The sequence below is a fragment of the Variovorax boronicumulans genome (genome assembly GCF_029892485.1).
GTDB lineage: Bacteria > Pseudomonadota > Gammaproteobacteria > Burkholderiales > Burkholderiaceae_C > Variovorax > Variovorax boronicumulans_B.
Genome location: NZ_JARXVG010000011.1, coordinates 210955 through 223733 on the forward strand (window position 1 = coordinate 210955; position 12779 = coordinate 223733).

The 12779-nt window shown below is 66.7% G+C and carries 11 protein-coding genes; 4 read left to right on the forward strand and 7 right to left on the reverse strand.

Annotation, left to right across the window (positions count from 1 at the left end; genetic code table 11):
• Window positions 1-18 precede the first annotated feature (18 nt).
• Genes M2282_RS23905 through M2282_RS23915 form a run of 3 tightly spaced genes read right to left on the reverse strand, consistent with a single transcriptional unit; the run spans window position 19 to window position 3727 of the window.
• Window positions 19-1869, reverse strand: coding sequence for an IlvD/Edd family dehydratase (locus M2282_RS23905; protein ID WP_280811255.1), 1851 nt, complete (start codon window positions 1867-1869; stop codon window positions 19-21).
• Entirely contained in the window at window positions 1869-2897 is a 1029-nt protein-coding gene (denD, locus tag M2282_RS23910) for a D-erythronate dehydrogenase (protein WP_280811256.1), read from the reverse strand. Before denD ends, M2282_RS23905 begins: the two co-directional genes overlap by 1 nt.
• A complete protein-coding gene (locus M2282_RS23915) occupies window positions 2894-3727 on the reverse strand; it encodes a FadR/GntR family transcriptional regulator (RefSeq protein ID WP_280811258.1) in 834 nt (277 codons plus the stop codon). Before M2282_RS23915 ends, denD begins: the two co-directional genes overlap by 4 nt.
• 175 nt (window positions 3728-3902) lie before the next feature.
• Between M2282_RS23915 and M2282_RS23920 the strand changes: the two genes are divergently transcribed.
• The 4 genes from M2282_RS23920 to M2282_RS23935 are packed head-to-tail and all read left to right on the forward strand — an operon-like array spanning window position 3903 to window position 8184.
• The gene (locus M2282_RS23920; RefSeq protein WP_280811259.1) at window positions 3903-4976 is read left to right on the forward strand and encodes an ABC transporter ATP-binding protein; all 1074 of its coding nucleotides are present in this window, start codon (window positions 3903-3905) and stop codon (window positions 4974-4976) included.
• Window positions 4977-5031: 55 nt separating this feature from the next.
• Window positions 5032-6360: an ABC transporter substrate-binding protein gene (locus M2282_RS23925; protein WP_280811260.1), complete on the forward strand. Its 1329-nt coding sequence runs from the start codon at window positions 5032-5034 to the stop codon at window positions 6358-6360.
• 29 nt (window positions 6361-6389) lie between these two features.
• A complete protein-coding gene (locus tag M2282_RS23930; protein ID WP_280811261.1) occupies window positions 6390-7298 on the forward strand; it encodes a carbohydrate ABC transporter permease in 909 nt (302 codons plus the stop codon).
• Window positions 7299-7308: 10 nt separating this feature from the next.
• A complete protein-coding gene (locus M2282_RS23935; protein WP_013543745.1) occupies window positions 7309-8184 on the forward strand; it encodes a carbohydrate ABC transporter permease in 876 nt (291 codons plus the stop codon).
• Window positions 8185-8298: 114 nt separating this feature from the next.
• Here the strand turns inward: M2282_RS23935 and M2282_RS23940 are convergent, their stop codons facing one another.
• The 4 genes from M2282_RS23940 to glyS are packed head-to-tail and all read right to left on the reverse strand — an operon-like array spanning window position 8299 to window position 12771.
• Window positions 8299-9273 (reverse strand): YgjP-like metallopeptidase domain-containing protein, encoded by a 975-nt coding sequence (locus tag M2282_RS23940; RefSeq protein WP_280811262.1) that lies wholly within the window; start codon window positions 9271-9273, stop codon window positions 8299-8301.
• 15 nt (window positions 9274-9288) lie between these two features.
• On the reverse strand, window positions 9289-10023 hold the full coding sequence (locus M2282_RS23945) for a lysophospholipid acyltransferase family protein (protein WP_280811263.1): 735 nt from the start codon (window positions 10021-10023) through the stop codon (window positions 9289-9291).
• The gene (gmhB, locus tag M2282_RS23950; protein WP_280811264.1) at window positions 10023-10601 is read right to left on the reverse strand and encodes a D-glycero-beta-D-manno-heptose 1,7-bisphosphate 7-phosphatase; all 579 of its coding nucleotides are present in this window, start codon (window positions 10599-10601) and stop codon (window positions 10023-10025) included. The genes M2282_RS23945 and gmhB overlap by 1 nt, the downstream gene beginning before the upstream one ends.
• A gap of 34 nt (window positions 10602-10635) precedes the next feature.
• Window positions 10636-12771, reverse strand: a complete 2136-nt coding sequence (gene glyS / locus M2282_RS23955; RefSeq protein WP_280811265.1) for a glycine--tRNA ligase subunit beta — start codon at window positions 12769-12771, stop codon at window positions 10636-10638.
• Window positions 12772-12779 lie beyond the last annotated feature (8 nt).

Consider the following 12779-nt stretch of genomic DNA (forward strand, 5'->3'; position numbering starts at 1 on the left):
CCCAGCGCGGCGGCTACCTCAGTGGTTGTCGCGCGGCACGCCGAAGGTGGCGTGGATCTTTTGGTACTTCACCGCGGGCTTGAGCACCATGCCCTCGGAAAGCTCGTCCACCACCGCGCGCTGAATCTCCTGCCACGGCGTCTGGCTCGGCGGGTACGGATAGCCGCCGGCGGCTTCGAGCTTCTGGCGGCGCTGGGCCAGTTCTTCGTCGGACACCAGCATGTTCGCCGTGCGCTTCTTCAGGTCGATGCGCACGCGATCACCGGTCTTCAGCAACGCCAGCGCACCGCCGGTCGCGGCCTCGGGCGACGCGTTCAGGATCGACGGCGAGCCCGAGGTACCCGACTGCCGTCCATCGCCGATGCAAGGCAGCGCGGTGACGCCCTTCTTCAGCAGGTACGCCGGCGCGCGCATGTTCACGACCTCGGCCGCACCGGGGTAGCCCACCGGCCCGACACCACGCATGAACAGGATGTTGTGCGCATCGATCTTCATCTTCGGATCGTCGATGCGGCGGTGGTAGTCCTCGGGTCCGTCGAACACCACGGCCGTGCCTTCGAAGGCCATCGGGTCGGCGGGGTTCTCGAGGTAGCGGGAGTGGAACTCCGGCGTGATCACGCTGGTCTTCATGATCGCGGAGTCGAAGAGGTTGCCGCTGAAATCGAGGAAGCCCGCGTTCTTCATCATCGGCTTGGCGTACGGGAAGATCACCTTCCGGTCTTCGGTGAAGCGGCCTTCGCAGTTCTCGATGATGCTCTTGCCGTTGGCGGTGAGCGCTGGCTGGATCTTGCCCTTGGCGATCAGTTCGGCCACCACCGCGGGCACGCCGCCCGCGCGGTAGTAGTCCTCGCCCAGGTATTCGCCCGCAGGCTGCAGGTTGACCAGCAGCGGGATCTTGTAGCCGTGCTTCTCCCAGTCGCCCGTGGTCAACGGCACGCCGATGTGGCGCGCGATCGCGTTCAGGTGGATGGGCGCGTTGGTCGAGCCGCCGATCGCCGAGTTCACGACGATGGCGTTCTCGAACGCGGCGCGCGTGAGGATGTCCGAGGGCTTCAGGTTCTCGCGCACCATCTCGACGATGCGCTTGCCGGTGAGGTAGGCCATTTCCTGGCGGTCGCGGTACGGCGCGGGAATCGCGGCGCTGCCGGGCAACGTCATGCCGAGCGCCTCGGTCAACGAGTTCATCGTGGAGGCCGTGCCCATGGTGTTGCAATGGCCGGTCGATGGGGCGGACGAGGCCACGAGCTTCAGGAAGCCGGTCTCGTCGATCTCGCCCGCAGCCAGCAGCTCGCGCGCCTTCCAGACGATGGTGCCCGAGCCCGTGCGCTCGCCCTTGTACCAGCCGTTGAGCATCGGCCCGGAGTTCAGTGCGATGGCCGGAATGTCGACCGTGGCGGCGGCCATCAGCTGCGCAGGCGTGGTCTTGTCGCAGCCCGTGGTCAGCACCACGCCGTCGAGCGGGTAGCCGTAGAGGATCTCGACCAGCGAGAGGTACTGCAGGTTGCGGTCGAGCGAGGCGGTCGGCCGCTTGCAGGTCTCCTGGATCGGATGGATCGGGAATTCGAAGGCGATGCCGCCCGCATCGCGGATGCCCTCGCGCACGCGCTCGGCCAGCACCAGGTGATGGCGGTTGCATGGCGCGATGTCGGAGCCCGTCTGCGCAATGCCGATGATCGGCCGGCCCGACTGCAGCTCTTCGAGGCCGAGCCCGAAGTTCATCGTGCGCTCGAGGTAGAGCGCCGTCATGTCGGTGTTGGCGGGATTGTTGAACCATTCCTGCGAGCGCAGCTTGAGCGCGCCAGCGGATTTCTTCGCGGTGCCCTTGGCCTTGGATGTGGACGTGGACGCGGGGCTTTTCTTCTTGCTCATCAGGACATTCCCTTCAGTGTTTCTGCCGCATTCGGAAGCGCGGCGCAATCGGCGATGTATTGGCGAATGATGTCTGCGAAATTCTCGTGCGGATGCAAGCCCAGCCGCGCGGCACGCTCGGCCGTGGCACCGGTGGGCCAGTTGGCCACGATGCCGGCGATGCGCTCGTCACGCTCGAAGCGCACCAGCGCGCGCACCTTGGGGCCGGCCACCTCCTCGAGCGCATCGAGCATGTCGCTCACGCGCACGTTGAGCGCCGGCAGGTTGAGCGCGGCGCGCCCGCCGAAGGCCTCCCGGCTGGCTTCGTAGACGGCGATGAGGCCATCGACCGTGCGCGCCGGCGAGGTCATCGGGTGCGACACATCGGGCGACACCGGGCAGATCGACTCCACGCCCGCCAGCGGCTCGCGGATGATGCCGCTGAAGAACGATGAAGCGGCGCCGTTGGGGCGGCCCGGGCGCACGGTGACGGTCATCAGCCGCGCGGCGCGGCCGTCGATGTAGCCCTTGCGGGTGTAGTCGGAGATGAGGTGCTCGCACACCAGCTTCTGCGTGCCGTAGGAGGTCTGCGGCAGCGGCAGCGTGTCGTCGGCCACGAGCTTGGGCAGCGGCACCGAGGGGTCGGGCCCGAACACCGCGACCGAGCTGGAGAACACCAGCCGCGTCACCTTGCCGCCCGCGCCGACGTTGGCGCCGACATTGGTGCGTAAGGCATCGAGCAACGCGCGCGTGCTGTCGAGGTTGGAGCGCAGGCCCAGTTCGAAGTCGGCCTCGCATTCGCCCGACACGGCCGAGGCAAGATGAAACACGCCGTCGAAGGCTTCCGTCCTCAGCGCCTCGGTCTGCGCGAGCAGCGGGCCGATGCGGGCCTCGACGCGCGCATCGGCCAGCAGGTAGGCCGGCGGCGGCGCGATGTCGGTCAGCACCAGCCGCTCGATGCGCTGGCCGTCCAGCGTGCCGCGTGCGAGCAGCGCACGCGCAAGTCGGGAGCCGACGAAGCCGCCGCCTCCGGTGATCAACAGTTTCATGGGGTGTCCCTTTGGGTCCTCTTGGTAGTGCCGGTTGTGCGTTTCTCGGGATTGGCCGGCGCGGCGGTGCGCAGGGCCCGCGCCGCCGCGCGACGGCGCTGTCCGGTAATGACGCCGCCTTCGACGAGCCGCTGCTCGCCGCGGATCAGATGCTGCGTGGCGTGATGCCGCGCAGCCACGGGATCGCGCGCCGCGATGGCCTCGACGATGGCGCGATGCTCGTTCTGCACCGCTTCCATGAAGTCGAGCCGGCGCGCCTCGTTGCCGCGCGTGATGCGCATGCCTTCGCGCAGGTACTGCTCGAGAAAGCCGAGCAGCAAACGGAATTGCGGATTGCCGGTGGCCTCGCCGATCACGCGGTGGAAGGCCAGGTCTTCGGCCACGCCGTCCTGCCCTGCCGCGGCGGCCGTGTCGATGGCCTTGAGCGCGCGCCGCAGCGCCGCGATCTGGCTGCGCGTTGCGCGCTTGGCAGCGAGCGCGGCGATCTCGCCCTCGAGCACGCGGCGCACCTCGACCACATCGACCACCGCCTGCACCGACTCCAGCACGGTCGGGTCGAAAGCCAGTGGACGATTGAGCGGCGCCTGCGCCACGAAACAGCCCAGGCCCTGCCGCGAAGTGACCAGCGCCTGCGACTTGAGTTGATGCACCGCCTCGCGCACCACCGTGCGCGAGACGCCATGCGAAGCCGCGAGTTGCTGTTCGGTGGGAAGGCGATCGCCGGGCCGCAGCGCGCCCGATTCGATCTGCGCCGCCAGCCGGGATGCGAGGCGGTCGGACAGGCGATCCGTGACCAGGAGAAAGGGTTCTGAGAGGGCGGAAGCCTGCACGACTGCGGGAAAGTGGAGCGCTGTTATCGGGTCATCATACAAGTCAACCGGGATTTTCTCGTACCGGTTTGCCCTGATACCGGTTTCAAAAACGAGTGCCGATACTGCGCGGGCTGCGATGCGGAGGTCTCCGTGCCGCTTGCGCCCCTTCCCGCGATTTGTCAGGACTCCTTGCATGGCCAGTGTCACGATTCAGGCGGTCAAGAAGCGATTCGGCGAAGTCGCCATCCTTCACGGGGTGGACATCGACATTGCCGACGGTTCGTTCACGGTGCTGGTGGGCCCATCGGGCTGCGGCAAGTCGACCTTGCTGCGCATGATCGCGGGGCTGGAGGAAATTCACGGCGGCGAGATCCGCATCGGCGATCGCCGCGTGAACGACCTGCCGCCCAAGGAGCGGGACATCGCGATGGTGTTCCAGAACTACGCGCTCTATCCGCACATGACGGTGCGCGACAACATGGCCTTCGCCCTCTCGCTCGCGAAGATGGACAAGTCCACCATCGACAGCAAGGTGCAGCGCGCGGCCGAAATTCTTGCGCTCAAACCGCTGCTGGAGCGCTATCCGCGCCAGCTCTCGGGCGGCCAGCGCCAGCGCGTGGCGATGGGCCGCGCGATCGTGCGCGATCCGCAGGTCTTCCTGTTCGACGAGCCGCTGTCCAACCTCGACGCCAAGCTGCGCGTGGCGATGCGCAGCGAGATCAAGGAGCTGCACCAGCGCCTGAAGACCACCTCGATCTACGTCACGCACGACCAGATCGAAGCCATGACCATGGGCGACAAGATCGTGGTGATGCGCGACGGCCGCATCGAGCAGACCGGCAGCCCGCTGGACCTGTACGACCATCCGGCCAACCAGTTCGTCGCGGGCTTCATCGGCTCGCCGGCGATGAACTTCCTGCCCGGCACGCTGCGGCGAGCGGGCGGCGCGGCGCATGTGGAACTGCCCGACGGCACGCGGCTGGATGCGCCCATTCACGCAGGCGGCACCGATGGCCAGCCGGTGGTGTACGGCACGCGACCCGAGCACCTGACGCTGGGCGACAGCGGTGGCATCCCCTCGCGCGTGGTCGTGATGGAGCCGACCGGCATGGACACCTTCGTCGCGTGCCGCCACGAAGGCGCCGAGCTCTCGGCCGTGTTCCGCGAGCGCTACGACTTCGCGCCCGGCAGCACCATTCATCTCTTGCCCGATCTCGCGCGCGCCCACCTGTTCGACGCCGAAAGCGGCCTGCGCCTGGCCGCCTGATTTTTCGCCTTGTCTTTGGTTCACACCGGTCCGTTTACAACGAAGGAGACAGCTCATGAGTGATTTCAATCGCCGCAGGTTTCTCGAGAGTTCGGCCGGCGTTGCCGCCGCCGCGACTGTCGGCACGGGCAGCGCCCTGTTCGCCCCATTCGCGCAGGCGCAGAACCTGACCTTCAAGCCCGAGAAAGGCGCCAAGCTGCGCGTGCTGCGATGGAGCCGCTTCGTGCAAGGCGACATCGATGCCTACATGGCCAACGTCAAGAAATTCACCGAGGCCACGGGCGTCGAAGTGCGTGTGGACAACGAAGGCTGGGAAGACGTGCGCCCCAAGGCCGCGGTGGCCGCCAACACCGGCGCGGGCCCCGACATCATTTTGTCGACCAACGACGACGCCAACCTCTACCCCGACAAGCTGCTCGACGTGACGGACTTGGCCGAATACCTCGGCAAGAAATACGGCGGCTGGTATCCCGCGGGCGAAGCCTTCATGCGCCCCGACGGCAAGAAGTGGCTGGGCCTGCCGCTGGGCGCCTCGGGCTCGCTCATCGTGTACCGCGAGAGCATGGTCAAGGCCGCGGGCTTCGCGACCTTCCCCAAGACCACCGACGACTTCCTCAAGCTCTACAAGGCGCTCAAGGAAAAGGGCACGCCCGGCGGCATGGCACTGGGCAACGCGACGGGCGACAGCACCTGGTGCAACTGGCTCATCTGGTCGCACGGCGGCAAGCTGGTCGACAAGTCGAACAAGGTGGTGATCGACAGCCCCGAAACGCTCAAGGCGCTGGAGTACGCCAAGGAGCTGTATGCCAACTTCATTCCCGGCACGCTCTCGTGGCTGGACCCGAACAACAACAAGGCCTTTCTCGACGGGCAGATCAGCGTCACCAACAACGGCATCTCGATCTACTACGCGGCCAAGAATTCGGCCGACCCCAAGGTCAAGGAAATGGCCGCGGACATCAACCACGCGGTGTTCCCCATCGGCCCGGTGGGCGTGCCGACGGAGTCGCACCTGTTCTTCAACCAGATGGTCATGAAGTACACGAAATTCCCGCAGGCGGCCAAGGAGTTCCTGCGCTTCATGATGGAGAAGGAGCAGTTCGATCCCTGGCTGCAGGGCGGCGGCGGCTACGTGGCGCAGCCCCTGCGCTTCTACGAGAACAGCGCGATCTGGTCCTCGGACCCGAAGAACCTGCCGTACCGCGATTCGGTGAAGAACCTGCGCCCGGGCGGCTACGACGGCAAGCTGGGCTACGCCTCGGCCGGCGCGGCGGCGGACTTCATCATTCCGAACATGGTGGCCGAGGCGGCCAGCGGATCGAAGACGCCCAAGGAAGCGGCCGAGCGCGCGCAGAAGCGTGCCGAACGGTACTACAAGGTCTGATCTCTTCCAACTCCTGAAGCAGCCCGCCCATGTCACTTCTCGCCAGGTTCCAGAACAGCCGCAACGCGCTTGGCCTGGCGTTCATGCTCCCGGCGGCGGTGCTGCTGCTTCTGTTCCTGACCTATCCGCTGGGGCTGGGCACCTACCTCGGCTTCACCGATGCCAAGGTGGGCCGCTCAGGCGAGTGGATCGGCCTGGAGAACTACGAGTACCTGTGGGGCGACGCGGTGACGCGGCTCGCCCTCTTCAACACGCTCTTCTACACGGCGGTGGCGAGCGTGTTCAAGTTCTTCCTGGGCCTGTGGCTCGCGATCCTCCTGAACCGCAACATCCGCTTCAAGACCTTCTTCCGCGCGGTGATCCTGCTGCCCTACATCGTGCCCACAGCGCTCTCGGCAATCGCGTTCTGGTGGATCTACGACTCGCAGTTCTCCATCATCAGCTGGGCGCTGATGCGCATGGGGCTGATCGACCAGTACATCGACTTCCTCGGCTCGCCGTGGAATGCGCGCATCGCGGTGATCATCGCCAACGTGTGGCGCGGCGTGCCCTTCGTGGCGATCACGCTGCTGGCGGGGTTGCAGACGATCTCGCCCTCTTACTACGAAGCCTCCGCCATCGACGGCGCGACGCCCTGGCAGCAGTTCCGCCACGTCACGATGCCGCTGCTCACGCCGATCATCGCGGTGGTCATGACCTTCTCGGTGCTGTTCACCTTCACCGACTTCCAGCTGATCTACGTCATCACCCGCGGCGGCCCGCTGAATGCGACGCACCTGATGGCCACGCTGTCGTTCCAGCGCGCGATTTCGGGCGGTGCGCTCGGCGAAGGCGCGGCCATTGCGATCGCGATGGTGCCGTTCCTGCTGGCCTGCGTGATGTTCAGCTTCTTCGGCCTGCAGCGGCGCGCATGGCAACAAGGCGGTGCCGACAAATGAGGACACTTCAATGAGCAATGCGGGCCAGGTCGACACCGTCGGCATGAGCTACCTCGACACGATCCCGCGCAAGGCGGTGACCGTGTACCTCCCGCTCGTGGTCTTCCTCATCGTGCTGCTGTTCCCGTTCTACTGGATGGCCATCACCTCGGTGAAGCCCGATGCCGAACTGCTGTCGCGCGAAGGCAATCCGTTCTGGGTGATCAACCCGACGCTCTCGCATTTCTACAAGCTGCTGTTCGAAACCTCGTACCCGCAGTGGTTGTGGAACACGGTGCTGGTGTCGGTGGTGTCCACCTTCGTGTCGCTCGCGGCCTCGGTGTTCGCGGCGTATGCGATCGAGCGGCTGCGTTTCAAGGGATCGAAGCACGTCGGGCTCTCGATCTTTCTCGCGTACATGGTGCCGCCGTCGATCCTGTTCATTCCGCTCGCGAACGTGGTGTTCAACCTCGGGCTCTTCGACACGCGCTGGGCGCTGATCCTCACCTATCCGACCTTCCTCATTCCCTTCTGCACGTGGCTGCTGATGGGCTACTTCCGCTCGATCCCGGCCGAGCTCGAAGAATGCGCGCTCATCGACGGCGCGAGCCGCTGGCAGATCCTGGTGAAGATCGTGCTGCCACTCGCGGTGCCCGGGCTCATCTCGGCGGGCATCTTCGCGTTCACGCTGTCGTGGAACGAGTTCATCTACGCGCTCACCTTCATCTCGTCGTCGGAGGTGAAGACGCTGCCGGTCGGCGTGGTGACCGAGCTGGTGCAGGGCGACGTGTACCAGTGGGGGCCGCTCATGGCCGGCGCGCTGCTGGGCTCGCTGCCGGTGGCGTTCATCTACTCGTTCTTCGTCGAGTACTACGTCTCGGGGATGACCGGGTCGGTCAAGGAATAGCGCGTCGCCCCTACGGGTTCGCAATCAAAGCGAGAACAAGGCGCGAAGCCGCAGACAGTGCTGACGCACGGCAAGGCGAAGCAACGCGGTTATCGCTTTGATTGCGAGCCCGTATCAGTTCCAGCGCGGAACGGCTTCGTCCTTGAGCTGCCGGCGCAGCACGTCGTAGTCGGGCACCACGCTCTCGACGGTTTCCCAGAAGCGGTGCGAGTGGTCCATCACGCGCAGGTGGGCCAGTTCGTGCGCGACGACGTAGTCGATCACCGGCAGGCGAAAGTGAATCAGGCGCCAGTTCAGGCGCAGCGACCCGTCCGCGCTCGCGCTGCCCCATCGCGTGGCCGCGTTCGACAGCGACAGCTTCTGCCAGCGCACACCCAGCAGCGGCGCGAAATGGTCGAGCCGCTCGATGAAGAGCTTGCGCGCCTGCCGCATGAGCCAGGCCTGCGCGGCATCGCGGATCTGCGAGGGCTCGGCGTTCTGCGCGACAGCCAGCCGCAGGATGCGCGGACCATCGGCGCGCTCCGCCTCATCGAGCGTGCCGCCAATGCTCGCAAAGCCGTGCTTCGGATCGAGCCGGATCACCACCGGCTCGCCCATGAACGGAAACCCGGCGCCGTCTTTCCACTCGATGCGCGTGGCTTCGACGCGCGCGTGGCGCTGCTGGGTTTCCTGCAGCTTGCGCAGGATCCAGTCGGCCTTCTCGCGCACCGCGGCATCGACATCGCGCAGCGCAACCCAGCGCGGCGCGCGCACCGACAGCCCATCGGCACCGACCAGGAAGCCGATGGTCTTGCGCTTGCCGCGCTTGAATTCGTAGGCCACGCGTGCGGAGCCCAGCACCACTTCGCGCGTGGCCTGCGGATGGATGAAGCTCGCGAGCGTCAGCGTGTCGCGCAGCGGGATCGCTGGCAATGCGGGGCCGGTGTCACTGGCCTCATCGGGCGCTGGCGGGGTGAAGGGCAAAGGCGTCGCGGCGGGCGGCGTCGCCTTGCGGACTTTCTTCGGGCGCGGCGCTGGCGACTCGGGCTTGGCGAACTCGCTGCCCAGCCCCTCGAACAGGTCCATGGTGAACTGCAACAGTCCCTGCATGGGGCGTTCTTCTTTCTAGCGGTAGGCCTCGGGGTCGAGCCGGCGCATCTCCGATTCGATCCACGCTTCGACCTCGCGCATCAGCTCGTCGGGCTTGCGGCCCACGCTCGAGATGGCCGGTCCGATCGACACATCGACCACGCCCGGACGCTTGATGAACGCCTTGCGCGGCCAGACCTTGGCCGAGGTGACGGCAATCGGAATGACCGGCACGCCGGTCTCGCAGGCCAGGCGCGTGCCGCCGCTCTTGTAGGTGCCCTTCTGGCCGCGCGGAATGCGCGTGCCTTCGGGGAACATGATGATCCAGATGCCCTGCGCGAGGAGCTTCCGGCCCTGGTTCACCACCTTGTTGAAGGCCTGCGCGCGCTGGCTGCGGTCGATGTGGATCATGTCCAGCCGCGCCATCGCCCAGCCGAAGAAGGGCACGTAGATCAGCTCCTTCTTGAACACGTAGGCCAGCGGGTGCGGCATCAGCGTGGGCATGAGGAAGGTCTCGAGCGTGGACTGGTGCTTGACCAGCAACACCGCGCCGGCGAGCTTGTCGGTGGGCAGGTTCTCCATGCCGGTCACGCGCGTCTTGATGCCCAGCAGCACGCGCGCGCCGCCGATGGCCCAGCTGAGCCATTGCTCGGCCATCCAGTACAGCGGAATGCCGCGCTTCCAGATCGAACTGACGCACATGATGATGCCCCACGGCACCACGGTGACCAGCATCCAGAGTGCGTGGAGAACGGAACGGATGAACGCCATCAGACAGCTACCTGCAGTGCAGCCCGCGCTTCGCGCGCGAGCAGAAAGTCGACAAAAGCGGCGAGGTTCTCGTGAACCATCGTGTTCGCCGGATATTCGGGAGGCAGCGGATCCACGCCGATGCAGGCCGCGCCCATGCCCGTGAGCAAAAGGTGCGGCTCGCAGCCGGCGGCCGCGCCCGCCTGCAGGTCGCGCAGGCTGTCGCCCGCGGTCGGCACGCCCTTGAGGTCGATGCCGTAGCGGTCGCCGATCTGCAGGAACAGGCCCGGCTTCGGCTTGCGGCATTCGCAGTCTTCGTCAGGGCTGTGCGGGCAATAGAACACCGCATCGACCTTGCCGCCCACGGCCGCGAGCATCTTGTGCATTTTGGCGTGCATGGCGTTGAGCGAGGCCATGTCGAAGAGACCCCGGCCGAGGCCCGACTGGTTCGACGCGACCACCACGTGCCAGCCCGCATGGTTCAGCCGCGCCACGGCCTCGAGCGCACCAGGCAGCGGCGTCCACTCGATGTCGCTCTTGACGAAGTCTTCGCGGTGCACGTTGATCGTGCCGTTGCGGTCGAGGATGACGAGTTTCATGGCGAGGCCACCGGTGGAGGAGTCGTCGAAGAGGTCAGACGGCCAGCCGCTCGAGCTGCGCCACGCGATTCATCGCGGTATGCAGCGACATCAGCAGCCCCAGCCGGTTGAGCCGCAGGTCGGCCTGCTCGGCATTGACCATCACGCCGTCGAAGAAGGCATCGACCGGCTCGCGCAGCGCGGCCAGCGTCTGCAGCGAGGCGGTGTAGTCGCCGGCTTCGAACTGTGCGTTGGCGGCGGGCACGACCTGCGCCATGGCGGCGTGCAGCGCCTTCTCGGCGGGCTCCTTCAGCAGCAACTCACTGACATGCGCGTCGGCTTCGGGCGCCTTCTTCAGGATGTTGCCGATGCGCTTGTTGGCCGCGGCCAGCGCGGCGGCGGCGGGCAGTGCGGCGAAGGCGCGCACGGCGGCCAGCAGCTTGGGCACTTCGCCCAGGCGCTGCGGCAGCGGGGCCAGCACGGCTTCCACTTCCTGCGCGCTCGCACCCTGCTCGCGCAGGCTGCCGGCGAGGCGGTCGAGGATGAAATCGCGCAACTCGACCGTCGCCTTGCTGCTGTCGAAACCGGCGATGTCCTTGAACTGCGCGGCGGCGTCCTGCAGCAGGGCGTCGAGCCCCAGCGCGAGGTCTTTCTCGATCAGCATGCGGATCACGCCCAACGCATGCCGACGCAGCGCGAACGGATCGCGATCACCGGTGGGCAGGTTGCCGATGCCGAACATGCCGACCAGCGTCTCGAGCTTGTCGGCCAGCGCGACCACGAGGCCCACGTTGTTGCGCGGCAGTTCGTCGCCGGCAAAGCGCGGCTTGTAGTGGTCTTCGATCGCATCGGCCACCGCGGCATCGAGGCCGTCGTGCAGCGCGTAGTAGCGGCCCATCGTGCCTTGCAGCTCGGGGAACTCGCCGACCATGTCGGTCACCAGATCGGCCTTGGCCAGTTGCGCGGCCTGCGTCGCCTGCGCGGCGACCTTCGCATCGCCCAGCTTCTCTGCAATGCCACGCGCGATGTGCATCACGCGCTGCACGCGTTCGCCCTGCGTGCCGAGCTTGTTGTGATAGACCACCTTGCCCAGCGACTCGACGCGCGAGGCCAGCGATTTCTTGCGGTCCTGGTCGAAGAAGAACTTGGCGTCGGCCAGGCGCGGGCGCACCACGCGCTCGTTGCCTTCGATGACCGCGCTCGCGTCGTCGGGGCTGATGTTGCTGACGACCAGGAACCTGTTGGTGAGCTTGCTGGATGCATCGAGCAGCGGAAAGTACTTCTGGTTGGCCTTCATCGTGAGGATGAGGCACTCCTGCGGCACTTCGAGGAACTCGCGTTCGAAGCTGCAGACCAGCACGTTGGGGCGTTCGACCAGCGCGGTCACTTCATCGAGCAGCGCGTCGTCGTGGATCGGCACCGAGCCGCCGCCGACCTTGACGGCCGCAGCCGCCAACTGGCGCGCGATTTCGGCGCGGCGCGCCTCGAAGCTCGCGATGACGGCGCCATCGTCCTGCAGTTGCAGCGCGTAGCTGTTGGCATCGCGCAGCACGACCGGATCGACCGCGGCCTCGAAGCGATGGCCGTGCGTCTCGCGGCCGGCCTTCAGGCCCAGCGCCTCGATGGGCACCACGGTGTCGCCATGCAGCGCGACCAAGCCGTGCGCGGGGCGCACGAAGCTCACGCTGCTCCAGCCGGGCAGCTCGCAGCCGCTTTCGAGCTGGTAGCTCATCACCTTGGGAATCGGCAGCTTGGCGATGGCTTCGGCCAGCGCCTTCTGCAGGCCCTCGGCCAGCGTCGCGCCCTTGGCGGTGCTTTCGTAGAAGAGCGCTTCGGCCTTGCCGTCCATCGCGCGCTTCAAGCCCGGCACGGCCGAGGCGTCGGCACCGAGCGCGCCCAGGCGCTTGAGCAGCGCGGGCGTGGGCTGGCCAGAAGCGTCGAGCCCCACGGCCACGGGCATGAGCTTTTGCGACACGGCCTTGTCGGCGGCGCGCTCGGCCACGTGCGTGAGGTGCGCGGCGAGGCGGCGCGGCGAGGCGTAGGCGGTGAGCACCGAGCCGGCTTCGGCCAGGCCTTGGGCCACGAGCTGCTCGCGCAGCACGTTCGAGAAAGCGTCGCCAAGCTTCTTCAGCGCCTTCGGCGGCAGCTCTTCGACAAACAGTTCGACCAGCAGGGAGTTCTTGTTGTTCATGGGGATCG